This window comes from Ochrobactrum sp. RH2CCR150 (assembly GCA_014138095.1).
Taxonomy (GTDB): domain Bacteria; phylum Pseudomonadota; class Alphaproteobacteria; order Rhizobiales; family Rhizobiaceae; genus Brucella; species Brucella gambitense.
Map to the genome: position 1 here is coordinate 1 of JACGXE010000007.1, position 15724 is coordinate 15724.

The following is a 15724-nucleotide window of genomic DNA, read 5'->3' on the forward strand; positions in this document are numbered from 1 at the left end:
CTTCGATGCCTTCATGGAACTCTCCTTCTCCCGGATAAGGGATCATAAGTGGAAAATTCCAGTTCTGAATGGCTTAATTTAACGGGGGCACGTCAACTTCAAGGCAGACGTCGAAGATGCAAAAGTCGTCGCCTGTAGCATGGTCGTCCGCCAGATCAATCACAATCTGGATTTTGTTTCCAGAGACGCCAGAACTGACAACTAAATATTGCGTCCCATGCGTCATAGGTTGATTACTGTCCGGTCGACGATTTCTCATTCTAAGCTAGGTCACATACCCTTAAAAAGTTTTCGGTTTGAATGGTATGTGATACACTGTCTCCATCGATTTGGAGGCAGCGATGGCGCGTTTTGATTTAACGGATTTTGAATGGTCGGTGATTGAACCGCTTCTTCCGACCAAAGTGCGCGGTAAGGCCCGCGTTGACGATCGGCGTGTTTTGAACGGTATATTCTGGCGGCTGAGAACAGGTGCACCCTGGGCAGACATTCCAGCCCGATACGGTCCTTATACGACCTGTGTAAATCGCTTCAACAGATGGCGTCATGCCGAGCACTGGTCGCGCATTCTCAACGCGATATCAGAAGCTTACGACGGCGATATCCAGATGATCGACTCCTCGTCAATCCGCGTGCATCAACATGCGGCCAACGGCCAAAAAAGACGAGCGATCCGGTTGCATGGGTCGTTCGCGCGGCGGGATGACCACAAAAATTCATGCGCTTGTCGATGCTGATGGCCGCCCAATTCACCTGAAACTGACTGCCGGACAAGCACATGACGGACGTTCGGCAGCCGATATGTTTGAGACGCTCGGGTCTGGGCAAATACTATTGGCAGATCGCGCTTACGACAGCGACAGCTTGCGCCAAAGCCTCAAAGAACGAGGAGCATGGGGCTGTATCCGCCCCATGCCAAACCGGGTGAATATCCCCGCCTTCAGCCCATGGCTCTATACACAACGCAACGCCGTCGAAAGGTTCTTCAACAAACTCGAACACTTACGGGCCATCGCAACCCGATACGATAACGCGACGATAATTTCCTCGCATCTATCCAGCTTGCTTCAATTCGTATCTGGCTTCGATCTTATGAGACGGTCACCTAGGATAATCCATCGAAATAATGAAGGGTGGGTGACTAATTGCCAGTCAGAATCTAGTTAGCCCGGAGAGGCGTTGCCTCGCGCAAGAGCACGTCGAGACATCCATTAAATAATTGAACTTATTGGAGATAGGCGTAATCAACATTGTGGAACTTACCAATTACCACTCGCGAAGGAACCGTTTCCCCGGCACACGCGCTAAAGTCATCAGTATGCAAACTTCCCAGCAACGAGACTTGGCATTCAACCACCAGTGCGTGCTGAGGATGCGGCCCAACCAACACTCCAAGATAAACGTCCCTGTACAATGCTTAGCGTCCGCTAGCCGTTCGAATAGATCGTCCCTTCGTTGCCTATGGCGGGCAGATCAATCGTTGTCTCACCATTGACAGACACGCAAGCGCGATCACCGAAGAGTCGTACGGCCAGACGAGTGCCGCCCTAAAGTATAACTGCGACGGAATAAGGGTTACCCGCGCCAATCGACGCTCCCGATGCGAAATAGCCGATAGCTGCAAGCATCAGGACGCAAAGTGCGGCAATCTATAGATTTCTGAACGCAATGGTCCTCCGACATAATATGTCTACTGGAGAGAGGATCATACTACATCTCCCTTCACGTACTCGACTATCTTTTAATCTAATCCGACCAGACGTTCCATTTGGATTTTTCGTCACTCTGTTGTGAGGCTATCGTGTCCCGATAACCAAACTGGCGCGGTCATATGTGGAAATCTGATCAGAGACATAGCCGAGTATGCTGCTGCGACGAATGTCCGGCATTGACCTCCACGCGGTTAACCGGTGGCGATCGATGACTTCAGGCCCAGATTCGATCAATTATTCAATAGTTCCAACGGGACGCATCATAAAGGCATCTTCAGCGCGAGCTTGGTTGGATAGCCACACATTGCTTGAAAGCGTCAAAGTGGCGGCAAGGACCCAGCAGACTGCGTCACGCAAGGCTTATGGTGACAGTTACGCACAGGGTTATGAAGACGGTCGCAACGAAGGAATGGCCGAGGCAGCGCGACTGGTTCATGCCACATCCGGCAGGATCGATAGATATCTCGGGTCCCTCGAAGGTGAAATCACCAGTCTTGCACTCGACATTGTCACGCGCGTGCTGGGCTCGTTCGATACAGGCACTATTCTGGCCCGGTCTGCCCGTCAGGCGCTGGCGGATCTGCGCCGCTCAAAATACGCAAAAATTACCGTTAACCCGGCGATGGAACAGACAGTGCGCGATGCGCTGGCCGATCTGATCGTGAACGAGGAGATACCTCTCGAAGTCAATGGCGACCCCGAATTGCCGCTGGATGCATGTGTTCTATCGTCCGATTTGGCCGTGATCAACGCATCACTCAAGATGCAGCTGGAAGCAATCCGCGCGGGTCTTCAAACTCCTGATGCAACGTCCATCAGAACGGGGCAGGAATGAACGAAACCGATGCGAAACTCACCTCTATCATCCCTCGTCTTCGCGGAGGACTGACAGAGAACAGAATCTCCCGCCCCAGCCGTGGCCGTGTGCGCGATGTCACGGGCCTGATGATCAGTGCCTCCCTTGACGAAGTGCGCATAGGTGAAATTTGCGATCTCGTTGATCCCAAATCTTGTCAACGAGGAAAAGCGGAGGTCGTCGGTTTCAGAGACGATACTGCGATTTTGCTCCCTTTAGGTGACATACAGAATTTATCCAGCCTGACAGAAGTCATCCCCACACGAAACGTGCAGCAGATCCGTGTCGGACCCGGCCTGCTCGGACGGGTCATCGATTCGCTCGGTAATCCCATCGACGGTGCGTCGCTCGATACTGACTATAACTGGAACTTCTATCCGGTCATGGCTCACGCGCCGCCTCCCCTGGAAAGAATGCTGATATCAGAGCCAATCCATGTCGGAGTACGCGCGATCGATGGAATGCTCACATGCGCACAAGGACAACGTGTCGGCCTGTTCGGCGCACCAGGTGTGGGAAAGTCATTGCTTCTGGCTGATATCGTCGCGGGCAGCAACGCCGATATTACCGTTGTAGCCCTGATCGGTGAACGTGGCCGCGAAGTACGCGAGTTCATGGAGCACCATCTTGGCACAGAATCGCGACAACGCTGTGTTGTGGTAGCGGCCACATCAGACCGGTCCAGTATCGAACGCGTGAAGGCGGCCCATGTTGCCACCACCATCGCCGAATACTTTCGCGATCAGGGCAAGCATGTCCTGCTGGCAGTTGACAACATCACGCGTTTTGCCAGGGCCCAGCGCGAAATCGGGCTTGCAGCCGGAGAGCCTCCGACACGACGCGGCTTTCCACCATCCTTCTTTGCTGCCCTGCCCCGTCTCCTTGAGCGGGCTGGACCGAGCTCCACCGGATCGATTACCGGATTTTACAATGTGCTCATGGAAGGAGACGGCACTCAGGATCCCGTGGTCGAAGAAGTACAGGCCCTCCTCGATGGCCATATTTTTCTCTCGTCCGATCTTGCGCAGCGCAATCATTTCCCCGCCATCGACGTGGTGCGGTCCAACAGCCGTTTGATGTCGAAAGTGATTGACAATCAGCATCGGGCTACGGCCGCACACATACGTAGACTCCTCGCAAGATATCAGGAGGTGGAGCTGTTGATCCGCATAGGAGAGTACGAAAAGGGTTCTGACGCGCTGACCGATGAGGCGATCGCAAAGATCGACGCGATCAACGGGTTCCTTCAGCAAAAACAGCCCATGCGCGCATCAATAGAAGAAACCTTACTCCTGATGCAGGAGATAACGGCGTGAACCGGGGAAAACAGAAAGATATCCTCACGCGCTTGTACAAGATCCGTCAGCTTCGCGAAACGAAAGCCGAAGCGAGCCTTGGCCGCGCGCGGAGCCTGACCCGGCAAGCGGAGATCAAGGCACGTGAAAAGTCAGCGCTCCGCCTAACACATGTCGTAGAGGCCGCGACAACAGAACAGCAAATACTGGCAAGAATGACTGGAAAGGCGATCGACCTTGCTTCGCTCCAATATCTGGAAGCCTTTCAGCAACGCACCGCAGAAGTTGCGGAACAACACCAGGAAGAAGAAACAGCGGCGAAATCGTTGCTTGATCAGTCTATGGAAAAACTGAATCTCGAGCAGGACGAATACAAGATTGTGCACATTTCAACAACGAAGCTTGAGGAAATGATCAATAAATTAAACCAGTCCGGTGTCGACATCGACGAATGGCCGGTCTGAATGATCATGGCGCTCGCAAGACAAACGGCGCGTAAGCGTGGAAACCGGACCAACACTATGACCGAGGACAACGCGGTCCATCCGGCAGTCCAACACTTACCCTTGCCCGTCGTTTCCGATCAGCACATGGATGCAGTTAACCTGCTCAGTCGTCGCAGGGGTTTGATTTCTTTTTCAGTGGTGGATCTAAAATTTACGCTGGGATCGACCAGCCTGAAGGATGCAGCCTGCGACGTGACCTTCGTTCTGAAAACCCGGTTTGGTCCCGCACAGCTCCACATCCCCGGTGCGTTGCTTGATGTTTGGCTAGAGCGGCGCGAACTCGCGGCTACCCCCGAAAACCTGCCATCGGCACATCAGGCCCTGTTACTGGAAGCAATTCTGGATCAGGAATTGAGCTGGCTCGAGCAGCAACTGGACAGCGCTATCGAATTCACCGAAGTCCGGCACGCGACAGATCACCAAGATGCCCCATTTGTCCACGTCGTATCGGCCACATCCGATTGTGGCTCGGTCGTTATACTTGCCTTTGGAAGCGATCAAATTGCCCAAAAGCTGGCGGTTCTTTTCGATCAGGCGGCAGATCCGGCTTCCCTTCTTGCGACTTCGGTTCCTGTTTCGATCCGCATTTTTTTTGGTTCAGTGACGATTACCCTCGGCGAACTGAAGGGCCTGGAGCGTGATGATGTCATTCTACTGGCAGACAATGATTATCATTCAACCCGATGCTGTTGCCTTATCGGCGACAGATTGGTTGCTCCTGTCTCCGCTGTCGATGGTGGCTGGAAGATGAGTGACCGTTTCCTTCCTTTAACTGAATCTGAATGGGATTTCGACATGGCGACGGAGCGCAGGATGGACACTGGAGACGACGAAAACGTTGTTGACCTGGCTGACATACCGGTAACTCTGGTGTTCGAGGCCGGTCGCGTTGCACTTCCGCTTGCAGATGTGCAGCGTCTGGGTACGGGAGCTCTGATCCCGCTCGGCGTTCCGTCTGACAATGGGGTGGCCATCTTTGCCAGTGGAAAGCGCGTTGGTCGCGGCGAACTCGTAAAGCTTGGTGAAAAACTTGGTATTCGTGTTTTGAACATCTTCGACAATGATTGAAGCGCAACAGAACCTTGTTCCGCTCATCGCGGTTATCGGAATCGTTGGCCTCCTGCCTTTGGCGGTGGTCACGATGACCGGCTTTCTCAAAATATCTGTTGTGCTGTTTCTGGTGCGCAATGCGCTGGGCATTCAGCAAATGCCGCCGAACCTCGTGCTCTACGGGATCGCACTAGTCCTAACCGTTTTTGTTACCACACCGATGCTGACAGAAATTCAGCGTACGCTCGTGGAAGGACAGGCCAAGTTCGAAACAGCTGAAGATATCATGCGTAGCGCCGATCTTGTCCGCGAACCGGTCAAGCGTCAGCTCATACGTTTTACAAAACCGGAAGAGCGGAGTTTTTTTCAAAGTGCGACACAGCGATTGTGGCCGGATGCCAAGCAGGACAACGTTCGTGGCGACGATCTATCCATTCTTATACCTGCATTCGTCGCCAGTGAACTGACGCGTGCTTTCGAGATCGGGCTTATTCTTTATCTACCGTTTCTCGTGATCGATCTGATCGTCGCCAATATTCTCATGACGCTGGGTATGATTATGGTCTCCCCCGTTCTCATATCCATACCATTGAAATTGTTCCTTTTTGTTGCAATCGACGGATGGTCGCGCCTGATGCACGGCCTCATCCTGAGCTATTCCTGAGTTGAGGTCTCATGACAGATGATTTCATTCTGACGAGATTTCAAGGCGCGCTATTGTCGGTGCTTTATGCGTCCGCACCGGTGATCATAGCTGCCTTGATCGTTGGACTGATCGTCGGCCTCCTACAGGCATTGACTCAGATTCAGGACCAGTCATTGCCTCAAGCTATCAAAATCGTCGTCATTCTGCTCGTAATCCTGATCTTCGGCCCCATTGTGGGTCAAGATATAGCGCGCCAGGCAACAGTAGCATTTGAAGAGTTTCCGGGGGTAACGCGATGATGCCAGTCAGCGGGATCTTTTCGGGACTCGAGCAGGTCCATGTCCTGGTTTTTGTCGCCGCGCTGTCCATGGCACGCATGGTTGGCCTGATGATCTTGATGGCACTTTTCACGCGGGCGCGCATTGCCGGTCTCCTGCGCAACGGGGTAGCTATTGCCTTGTCAATTCCACTCATGCCGCTTCTCTACAAGACGGTTATCGACACAGAAATGGGGCCGATAATGATGGTGGCGCTGGGTATGAAAGAGATGTTTCTCGGTGCGACGCTTGGCTTCATTATGAGCCTCCCCTTCTGGGCAGCCGAAGCGGCAGGCGACATAGTTGATCTTCAGCGAGGTGTAACGATGGGATCGCTTATCGATCCAATGATGACCCATGAAACCAGTATTACGGGCACGCTTTTCAGCATCATCATGATCGTGATTTTCCTGTCGCTTGGTGGGCTGTTGCTGATGCTCGACATTGTTTATACCAGCTATCGCCTATGGCCAGTTGATCAGTTCATTCCCGTTTTTCGCGCGCAGAGTATTACGCTCTTTCTCAATCTTTGCACACGGATCGTGACCATGGCTCTGGCTCTCGCATTCCCGCTTATTGTTGGTCTTTTACTTTCGGATACCCTACTTGCATTGGTGTCCCGCGCGGCACCACACCTTAATATTTTCGCCATGTCGCTTGCCGTGAAGTCATTTTCTTTCACGGTATTACTTCTACTCTATGCAGCTTTTCTGCTCACCTATCTGAAGGGCGAACTGTCTTTCTTTGGGGAGATCAACCAGCTTCTGGAGGGCCTCGTCGATGTACGATGAACCTTAAATTCGGGTGTTCCGGGCAGTGACATGGATCGCCTGAAAACCCGCAACCGAAAGGAGGAGTGAAGGTGTCTAAAAGTGGCAGGGGGCATAAATTGGAGGAGCTCGATTTTCTATGCCCGAACACCAGAGGGATATTGAAGATGCAATCGCTGACCCCGTCAGTGACAGCTTTCAACTTTTCAACGAGCGGCTGACCGAACAACTGGACACGATGCCAAGAGGTCTGCACGCCGCGGCGCGTTTCGTCCTGTCGCATCCAGTTGACGTCGCTCTCAATTCAATGCGCAGTCAGGCCAGACAGGTGGGAGTATCTCACTCAACAATGGTCCGTCTGGCAGAATGGATGGGACTGGATGGATATGATGCACTGCGTGCTATCTTCAGAGACGGAATAAAAGCAGGCATCTGGACGAGAACCGAGGCATCGGTGAACAACGACGACTATGTCCAGCAAACACCGAGTGACAGTCTGGAATGGCTGGCAACGGAGGTGGAACGTTGTGGGTTACAGGACAGGATGCAGCACTATGGAGAAGCGGCCACGATACTGGCCGGGGCTGACCGGGTGATCTGCGTAACCAGCCAGGCCGAGCTTGTCGTTGCCCACCGTTTTGGAGACCTTATGCAGGCCATTGGCCGTAACTCGGTTTCGGTCGACTCTGCGACAGGCGCGCCGGCCGATCTCAGATCGCTTGGGCCTCGTGATGCGATGCTTGCTGTGTGTATGGGACCAGCTATTCCTCAGGTCACAAACACGGCACGATATGCGGACCGTAGAGGTGCGCGGATTGTTGCGCTGACCAACTGCCCGGCATCATCGATTGCGCGGTTTTCCCATGCAATCATAGTGCCATCCCAGCTATCGCAAAACACGCCAATGCTCGCAGCGACCATTGCGTCTGTGGAAATCATCACGTCACTGATGGCCGATACCGACATCGCATTGCAAACCGCGTGAGGCTATCCGGCACTTCGCCGCCAGATTGAGGCAATCGCTTCAATGGCGGCGATCGCGGGCGTGAGGCTGGGAATGTTATGCGCCACGGCGGCCGGTCGGAAAACCACCGGCACATCGGCCATCCTGGCGACCGATGCTTTTGCACTGTCGGTTATGGCGAGCGACGGGATGCCACGTTGTCGCGCAACACGCATGGCGCGTCTGGGCGCGTCTCCATAGGGGCGCAACGAGATCGCAAGCAGGCACGCACCTTCTTCTTCAGCTTCATCGGCCTGAAACCGTTCAGGCGTCTGAACCCGGCCACCCAGGGCTTGAAACAGATGCGATGCGTGGCCGATCACCGGAATTTCCTGAGCTGAGCCAACAAGGATAATGGATCGCGCATTCATGAGCAGACCGGCAGCTTCCGCAAGCTGCGCCTGAGCTTTATCAGCGGCAAGGTCCTTGATGGAGGACGCGATCAGCGCAGCCGCCCGACCTTCTTCACCTGGGCTTGCCGGCAAGCCTGCTTCGGTCGTCACGACGACCGAACCTTCACGAAAAGAACTGATGAAGACCTGACGCAATGCTGTATATCCATCAAGCCCCAACCAATCCGACAGCCGCATTATAGTCGAATGCGACACCCCCGCCTCGTTTGCCAACTCGCGCATGGACATGAGCATTACATCCTGAGGCCGGTCGAGAATAAATCTCGCAGCCATCTGGATTTGCGGGGTCATATCACTAAGCTGAGTGCGCAACAGTGTGAGCATCTCGCCCGCCGTATCGCGCATTTCAATCGAGTGACGTCTGGAAGGGTTCACGGACACCTCGCGCACGATCTCAACGTATGCGCGAAGCACAAAGATGACGTTCTCCACACAGCCCGCAGACAGGTGAACAATGCCAAAGGTTTTCCAGATTGATACGATCGCCCTTCAAGCACTCTACATACAGCGTCAATATCCACGCGACTCTCCTTCGCTATGGAATCCCTCACCCCCCACGCCGCTTTCTCGCTCCCAAATAGAATTGAGAAATATGTTGGTAACATCAGTCGGGCGAACCAGTCAAACAACGAATTTGCGGTGCAGATTCAATGGATTGTCTCATTACATTGTTTGATGCTGACAAACGAAAAAACAAACCATCCGCGAGTAGCTTGTCACGCGGAGCGTTCAGTTTGCGATAAGAGCCGATATAAAGCCGGTTTCAAATTGGGTCTGACGTCCGATCAGAATCTTATCTGATCCTGACAAAATGCAGATGTCGGACCAGACAAAAAACTTCACCCGCCCATGACATTCTGGAGTGCTGCCACCCTGTCAGTCATCGATGCTTTCGCACGCGCCTTTTTCGCCAGTTTCAGGATTTTGTCGACTTCACCACTGGTCAGCCCAGCCGGAGTGGAGGAGCGAGCCTGTTGATCGTGACCAATCAGACCGTAGGCCAGCACTATGTTGCGCTTGTGATGAAGCTCCGCACCAGCGGCGGAATCAACCTTCTGCGCAGCTTCTTCGACGACAGTGGCGTCGCCTTGCAGGGCAGCTGCCAATGCCAGGTTCGACTGTATGTCAACATCCCCAGGCGCCATAGTCAGCGCCTTTTGATATGCGGCAATGGCGCTTTGCGTTTGTCCTGTCATGGTAAGAGCAACGCCGAGACGATTGTATGCACTGCTCGTACCAACGACCGGAGCAGCGGACGTCAGGGCACTGACACCGGCGGGCAGATCGCCGACCTGAACCAGTGCGGTCCCCATTCCCAACAGTGCCGGACCGTTGTTGGGTGATTTGGCCAGAGCAGCCTTATAGGCACTGATTGCCTCATCAGGTTGCCCCGCACGCGAATAAGCGTCGCCCGACTGCACCATGATTGCCGCGTTTGCCTCGGGCATTGCCGCAGCGCGCGCGTAAAGCGGCAAGGCTGTGTCAGCTTCTCCGCGCCCTTCGATGTCTTTGGCCAGTTTTGCCAGCCGATCCGCCTGTGATGTCGGTTCGGGCGTTTTTTTTGGGCTGTCACTCGTCGTCTGACAGCCTGTCAGCAGCAAAAAAGCGCCAACGGCAACTGATATGCCAAACCGCATCTTCCCTCTCTTTTTCTCGCCGCCTCCGGCAGCGTCCATTTGTTCGGCTCCGACAGACTCAGTTCTGTACGATGACGCTGGCGCCGACCGGCGTCCGTTCAAAAAGGTCGATGACATCTTCATTCGTCAAACGAATGCATCCTGACGATGTCGCCGTGCCCACAGTCCACGGTTGATTTGTCCCATGTATACGATAGAGCGTCGAACCGATGTAAAGTGCACGGGCACCAAGCGGATTATTATGTCCACCAGGTACGAATGCAGGCAGTGCGTGGCCCTTCAGATTCTCACGGGCCCGCATTTCGGATGGCGGACGCCAGTCCGGCCACTTTTTTTTATCAGACACTCTATCGCGGCCCGACCAACTGAGCCCTTCACGCCCCACCCCCACCTCATAACGCATTGCCTTGCCGCCTTCCAAAATGAGGTCAAGCTTCTTGGTGGAAGTAGTGACAATAATGGTACCGGCTGGCTCTGATCCTGAATAACTTACAATGCGCTTGGGCGTCGGCTCCCTTTTGCGATCTAAAGACTGATCATCGGGCGGAAGCGCATCTCCGGGAGCCAGCATGACGTTGGCTTCTTCGTCGTAAACCCAGCTTCTGGGATCATAACCGCCACTTTGTGCATGAGCAGAAGGTGCTGCGACAACTGCGAGCAGAAAACAGATGCCTGCAGATACGGTTCCTGCGCCATTCTTCCATGCATAAAGCCGCAAAGCCCTCAAGTCTCTTATCACCACACCACTCTCCCGCAGTCGTCTGCAAAACGACCCTGCGATCAATAATCCAGTTTTCGTTTATCCCCCGATCCATTTGGATTTTCCGTTGTGTGATCGAACCGGTATCCTTCGCTTATGGCTCGTCCAAGTTCAAACCAACATGGCCAATACAGCCAGTGTGGCTCGATGCGAAAAACTGACCCTTATCGTCTTCAGCAGCGCCTATCGGAAAACCGGTGCCGCTTCGGGATTGCTGTCGCATTTCTACTCGCGTCCACCGGTCATGGCTGGGCAGCCGAACCTCGCTGGCCGGACGGTCCTTACAGATACATGGTCATCGATCAATCGGTACGTGACACGCTAACCGAATTTGGTCGCAATATAGGAATATCTGTCCAGATGGGTCCCGATATCAAGGGGCGTATCACTTCGAACGTGCCACAGGGCAACGCCAGGGAATTCCTTGAATGGGTCAGTAACCGCTACGGTCTGGTCTGGTATTTCGACGGCTCAACGCTACACATCAGCAACGAGACAGAAAACCGTACCGAAGTCTTGACCCTGGACGACACGACGCTTGATGGCCTTGGCCAACGGCTTGATAATCTGGGACTTGTTGATCCCCGGTTCCCTGTCCGGGTCGACCGGGAGCAAAAAGTCGCGTCGATTTCAGGACCACCTGCTTACGTCGACCTAGTCAAGAAGACCATTGACACGTTCAGGCCAGCACCAATCGCTTCTGACGGCCCCGCGAGCGTTCGCGTATTTCGCGGCCGACAGACACAGGCACAATCGGTGGACGTGGGATCGCCGACGGTGGAAAAAATCAATTGACAGGAGCATGCCATGCAAATTGCACCCATCGCATCCGGATTGGTTTCAGCACAGCTGTTAACGATCACTAATCCGGTCTCAAACGTGGCCGCCGCCTCACCTGCCGGATTGACAGACACAGAAGCGGCCTTACGCGTAAAAGAACAGCAGGCCAGCATGACTGCCCAGAAAATTGCTGAAACACAAGGCACGCAGATCACGCAGGCCGATTCCGCTTCAGGCAGCACACAGACGCTGCAACACCATGGGACCGACGGGTCATCCCATGAACTGAACGGCGCGGATACCCTGAAAGCGGACAGATTACAGGATTATCTTGACAAATCAGGCTCAGACGGGCGTTCCCTGTCCCCCACTTCGCTTATGAGTTCGGGCGTCAAATCTTTCGTTGGTATCGTTGAAAACGCCCAGAAAATGCTGGGTGGAAAGAGCGGCACACAGGCTGATCGCGCGCGGGATGTCTCCGGTGATACGGCAGCACCCGCACAGATCGACGGCAAGCCGGCCGAGACAACAGACCCGGCAAGCATGGATCATATTCTGGATCGTTATGTTTCGATTTCCTGGGCCAGTTTCAGCGCGTCTCTGGCGACGAGCAGCGTTGCGGCGGCCTCTACATCGGTTAACACCTTGGTAAAGCAACAATAGGCAAACAGCATGCAATATTCTTCCATGTTGAGGCGAGCAGCTTGAGCGCGCGTGCGGGTTATTCGAGGGTCCGCGCCCTCTTCATCGTCATGTCCCTTCTGGTATTGCAGGCCTGTACTGTTGAGCTCTATACCGATCTCGACCAGCGTCAGGCGAACGAAGTCGTGGCTGCGCTTGCGCGTAAGGGCATCCCTGCACAGCGAGAAACCACTAAAGGCGGCAAGATAACTGTTTCCGTTCCAAAGGACCGTTTCGCGGATGCCATGACTATCCTCAATGAGAACGGTCTCCCAAAACAACATTTTGAAAGCCTTGGCGACGTATTCAAGAACGACGGCCTCATCTCCTCGCCTGTGCAGGAAAAGGCTCGCATGATTTACGGCTTGAGCCAGGAGCTGTCCAAAACGATACTGGATATTGATGGGGTGCTTTCCGCACGCGTGCATCTGGTGTTACCGGAAAATGATCCGCTCCGGCAAAATCTGGTGCCCTCTTCGGCATCGGTGTTTATCCGCCACAAAACCTCCGTGCCAATGAACAGCTTGATCCCACAGGTAAAGATGCTTGTCGCCAACGGCGTCGCGGGACTTTCATATGACAAGGTTTCGGTCGTTCTCATCCCTGTCACAGCACCAGTGGAAGTAGATAGCGACGTTCAGGGCTATACCTCCTTCCTGGGATTGTGGTTACATCCAGACAGTCTGGCACCGGCAATCTGGCTGTTCGGCCTGCTTGTCGCAGCGATGTCAGGTTTGGGAATCTGGATATTCATGCTCACAAGCCGGCGCAAAAACGGCGAATACAGGATTGGTGAAGTGCTGCCTCCGTCCAAACGAACGGCTGCGCCCCATGGATGATTATAACGCGGCATGGCACAGCTTTGTGGATCGACCCGCCGATTACGTCGTGCCTGAAAAGCTGATGCCGTGCTTCCAGGGCAAGATTTCGCTCACCGGTTGCAATTTACTGCTGGACAGTAACCGTCTGCGATCGCGTTTGTCACAACGCTTGGTCGAACATTATGAGCTGCCTCTCACGGACAGAGATCAGGTTTCGGAAGAGGACCGGCTAATCGCACTGCTGCCCATAGCAAGGTTTGGTGAACTCATACTGCGAAGCGGTGCCGTATTCCGGGCATCGGCCATTGCCGGGATCATTGACGGAAGTGAGACAATACGGCTGCAATCGCTGCTTGGTAAAGATGCCATCACATCCGCACTCAGGAACCGCCAACTGGCATCGGCGAAAAGTTCACTTGGCGACGGTGAGATGGCACTGGATGATATCGTCAAAGACGGATGGTGCTGTCTCCACGGATGGTTCTCGCGTGCCCCGGATGTTGTCGTCGCCCGGCTGAAACTGAAGTTTGCAGACGATATCCCCGGTGAAGACGATATCACTATCGAGCACCATGAACTGGGTGCGAGCATCGTTCGACGCGTGGCAAGCGAGCTTTAGCTGCCACTCTTGCGAGCGACTGACGATTTCATTTTCCATCCAAGCAATTGGTCCAAAATCGCTGCAACTCCGAAATAAAAGCAGTTGTCGAACCTGAGAACAAACATTGCGATCGTTGAACCAAATGGATTTTCCGAACGCAGAACCGCAAGCTAGTATCGCGATGTACTTGAGAACCTGTCCGGCCGCTATTGTCGGGCATTACGTTCGAACCAAAGGAGACCCCAGTGGCACAAGTAGATGATCCAACCGGCGGGAATGTAAGCGAATTGAAGTCTTTCTGGCAGGAACAGAAAGCATTTCAGCTGGCAATGACCAAGTTCAATCTTCAGGTAGAAACCGACAAGGCCCAAGCTCAGTCGCGCAACCGTGTAGCAGATGCGGTCGGCCAGTCCGGTCGCTAACTCACGCGTGTCCTGACACGATTTTGCCCGGCCGCTCGGTCTGGCCGGGCAAATTTTCTGGGAGGATGACAAGCCATGAACGCCTTGCCCGTTTTGCTGGAAAAATGGCGTAATGGCTTTGCGGTCGGGAATGTTCGACTGAGCGTCGCCGCAGGATTACACCAGGGCGCAGCCATCACGCTTGATGGTTCAGCTTACGTCATCGGTTCCGACGCCGAAGCCGATATTGTCTTGAAGGACGCAGGTATCGCCGCCCGCCATGTTCTGGTGCGGCCCGCCGGTGGACGCATTGAGATCGAGGCTGTTGGCGGTGATGTCGAGGTTGGTTCTCGTCATGTCGCCGAGGGACGTGGCTACCGAAGCCGACTTCCTGTTAACCTCGTCATCGGTGGAGCGCAGATTGCGATCAGCCCTCCTCCAGCATCGGATTCAAAGAGCTTCTTCAAACGCCCAGCGACTGCTGTTGCAGCCGTCATCTGCTTTATAGGTGTTTTTGGGTCTATTGCGGCACATGCACTGATGAGCCCCACATCGGACATTACGTCCGGAAGCGGAGCTGGCGAAACCTTGCATGCCGAGGTACCGGACAAGGCAGAAACCCCAGCTATCGCCCGGGATTTGTTGGCCGCGCGACTGGATGAGGCAGGCGTCAGCGAAGTTACTTTGGCGGTCGAAAAGAACCGGCTGGTTGCTTCAGGTGCGTTGCCCAGAGAGAAAAGCGAGGCCTGGGTCGATATGCAATCGTGGTTCGACCAGACCTATGGCGACAGGATTGTACTCACTTCCAGAGTTGCTGTCAGCGGTATGGGTGTCCCTCCCCGTCTGGCACTACAGGCCATTTGGTTCGGTCCACACTCCTATGTGCTGGCGGGAGACGGCACTCGCTATCACGAAGGTGCTTATATCGATGATGGCTGGATGATCAGCAAAATTGGCGAGAAAGCGCTTCATCTGAGCAAGGAGGGAGCGACAATTGCTCTGAACTATCGATGACGCGGCGCACGGAGGCAGTCCGACTCGATCCAGTGCCGCCGGGGGATATTCGGGATATTGGACGTTCCCATGCGGTGCAGGGTAAAGCCATTGAGCGTCAGGATCTGCGGACCATCGATGCGCTTCGCAAACGCAACGGCGCTCAAGGTACAGCACAGGCCGACGCGACCGATGCCGCGCAGTCCGAACTGACATTCGCCTCGCTTCACAATAGCGATACGCTGAATGAACTGCTGACCGAATTCATACGCCCGCGCATCGCGGACGTAACGGTCATCCGGCATGCAGCGCAACTGCTCAGCGAATATATTGATGGCGATCTGGCTCCATTGGAGGGGAATGCAAATCTACGCTCGCTCACGGTCGCATTGATCGGTGATGAAATCGACCGCCACAACAGATTTTCCGATCGGCTGCGCGAGGAGATTCGTACTGACAAATCCTCATGACACCGTTCAGCT

General features: G+C 54.3%; 18 protein-coding genes and 1 pseudogene. 16 read left to right on the forward strand and 3 right to left on the reverse strand.

Annotation, left to right across the window (positions count from 1 at the left end):
- Positions 1-341 precede the first annotated feature (341 nt).
- The 9 genes and pseudogenes from FHW03_RS15275 to FHW03_RS15315 all read left to right on the forward strand — a co-directional run bounded on the left by FHW03_RS15275 (position 342) and on the right by FHW03_RS15315 (position 8137).
- Positions 342-1109, forward strand: a pseudogene (locus tag FHW03_RS15275) (IS5 family transposase).
- Between the two features lie 811 nt (positions 1110-1920).
- A complete protein-coding gene (locus FHW03_RS15280; protein ID WP_182521410.1) occupies positions 1921-2547 on the forward strand; it encodes a FliH/SctL family protein in 627 nt (208 codons plus the stop codon).
- Complete coding sequence (locus FHW03_RS15285) at positions 2544-3884, forward strand: FliI/YscN family ATPase (RefSeq protein ID WP_182521411.1); 1341 nt, start codon at positions 2544-2546, stop codon at positions 3882-3884. The genes FHW03_RS15280 and FHW03_RS15285 overlap by 4 nt, the downstream gene beginning before the upstream one ends.
- Positions 3881-4327 carry a hypothetical protein gene (locus FHW03_RS15290; RefSeq protein ID WP_182521412.1) on the forward strand — a complete coding sequence of 149 codons (447 nt, stop codon included), beginning with the start codon at positions 3881-3883 and terminating at the stop codon, positions 4325-4327. The genes FHW03_RS15285 and FHW03_RS15290 overlap by 4 nt, the downstream gene beginning before the upstream one ends.
- A gap of 57 nt (positions 4328-4384) precedes the next feature.
- Positions 4385-5437, forward strand: a complete 1053-nt coding sequence (sctQ, locus tag FHW03_RS15295; RefSeq protein ID WP_182521413.1) for a type III secretion system cytoplasmic ring protein SctQ — start codon at positions 4385-4387, stop codon at positions 5435-5437.
- On the forward strand, positions 5430-6083 hold the full coding sequence (gene sctR / locus FHW03_RS15300; protein WP_182521414.1) for a type III secretion system export apparatus subunit SctR: 654 nt from the start codon (positions 5430-5432) through the stop codon (positions 6081-6083). Before sctQ ends, sctR begins: the two co-directional genes overlap by 8 nt.
- A gap of 11 nt (positions 6084-6094) precedes the next feature.
- Positions 6095-6364: a flagellar biosynthetic protein FliQ gene (locus FHW03_RS15305; RefSeq protein WP_182521415.1), complete on the forward strand. Its 270-nt coding sequence runs from the start codon at positions 6095-6097 to the stop codon at positions 6362-6364.
- Positions 6361-7173, forward strand: coding sequence for a type III secretion system export apparatus subunit SctT (gene sctT / locus FHW03_RS15310; protein WP_377514944.1), 813 nt, complete (start codon positions 6361-6363; stop codon positions 7171-7173). Before FHW03_RS15305 ends, sctT begins: the two co-directional genes overlap by 4 nt.
- 118 nt (positions 7174-7291) lie before the next feature.
- Entirely contained in the window at positions 7292-8137 is an 846-nt protein-coding gene (locus FHW03_RS15315) for a MurR/RpiR family transcriptional regulator (RefSeq protein WP_182521416.1), read from the forward strand.
- A gap of 2 nt (positions 8138-8139) precedes the next feature.
- On the opposite strand, the gene FHW03_RS15320 is transcribed toward FHW03_RS15315, so the two are convergent.
- The 3 genes from FHW03_RS15320 to FHW03_RS15330 form a co-directional block, all read right to left on the reverse strand.
- Positions 8140-8943, reverse strand: coding sequence for a MurR/RpiR family transcriptional regulator (locus FHW03_RS15320; protein WP_182521417.1), 804 nt, complete (start codon positions 8941-8943; stop codon positions 8140-8142).
- Positions 8944-9407: 464 nt separating this feature from the next.
- Positions 9408-10244, reverse strand: a complete 837-nt coding sequence (locus tag FHW03_RS15325) for a tetratricopeptide repeat protein (RefSeq protein ID WP_377514946.1) — start codon at positions 10242-10244, stop codon at positions 9408-9410.
- 19 nt (positions 10245-10263) lie between these two features.
- Positions 10264-10941 carry a L,D-transpeptidase gene (locus FHW03_RS15330; RefSeq protein ID WP_377515018.1) on the reverse strand — a complete coding sequence of 226 codons (678 nt, stop codon included), beginning with the start codon at positions 10939-10941 and terminating at the stop codon, positions 10264-10266.
- A gap of 384 nt (positions 10942-11325) precedes the next feature.
- On the opposite strand from FHW03_RS15330, the gene FHW03_RS15335 reads away from it, so the two are divergent.
- The 7 genes from FHW03_RS15335 to FHW03_RS15365 all read left to right on the forward strand — a co-directional run bounded on the left by FHW03_RS15335 (position 11326) and on the right by FHW03_RS15365 (position 15712).
- Entirely contained in the window at positions 11326-11760 is a 435-nt protein-coding gene (locus FHW03_RS15335) for a hypothetical protein (protein ID WP_182521418.1), read from the forward strand.
- 12 nt (positions 11761-11772) lie between these two features.
- The gene (locus FHW03_RS15340; RefSeq protein ID WP_182521419.1) at positions 11773-12408 is read left to right on the forward strand and encodes a hypothetical protein; all 636 of its coding nucleotides are present in this window, start codon (positions 11773-11775) and stop codon (positions 12406-12408) included.
- Positions 12409-12449: 41 nt separating this feature from the next.
- Positions 12450-13265 carry a type III secretion system inner membrane ring lipoprotein SctJ gene (gene sctJ / locus FHW03_RS15345; protein WP_377514949.1) on the forward strand — a complete coding sequence of 272 codons (816 nt, stop codon included), beginning with the start codon at positions 12450-12452 and terminating at the stop codon, positions 13263-13265.
- Positions 13258-13866 (forward strand): SctK family type III secretion system sorting platform protein, encoded by a 609-nt coding sequence (locus tag FHW03_RS15350; RefSeq protein WP_182521420.1) that lies wholly within the window; start codon positions 13258-13260, stop codon positions 13864-13866. The genes sctJ and FHW03_RS15350 overlap by 8 nt, the downstream gene beginning before the upstream one ends.
- A 227-nt stretch (positions 13867-14093) precedes the next feature.
- Entirely contained in the window at positions 14094-14270 is a 177-nt protein-coding gene (locus FHW03_RS15355) for a hypothetical protein (protein ID WP_182521421.1), read from the forward strand.
- A 75-nt stretch (positions 14271-14345) separates the two neighbouring features.
- Entirely contained in the window at positions 14346-15263 is a 918-nt protein-coding gene (locus FHW03_RS15360) for an FHA domain-containing protein (RefSeq protein ID WP_182521422.1), read from the forward strand.
- Entirely contained in the window at positions 15260-15712 is a 453-nt protein-coding gene (locus tag FHW03_RS15365) for a hypothetical protein (protein ID WP_182521423.1), read from the forward strand. The genes FHW03_RS15360 and FHW03_RS15365 overlap by 4 nt, the downstream gene beginning before the upstream one ends.
- Positions 15713-15724: the final 12 nt, after the last annotated feature.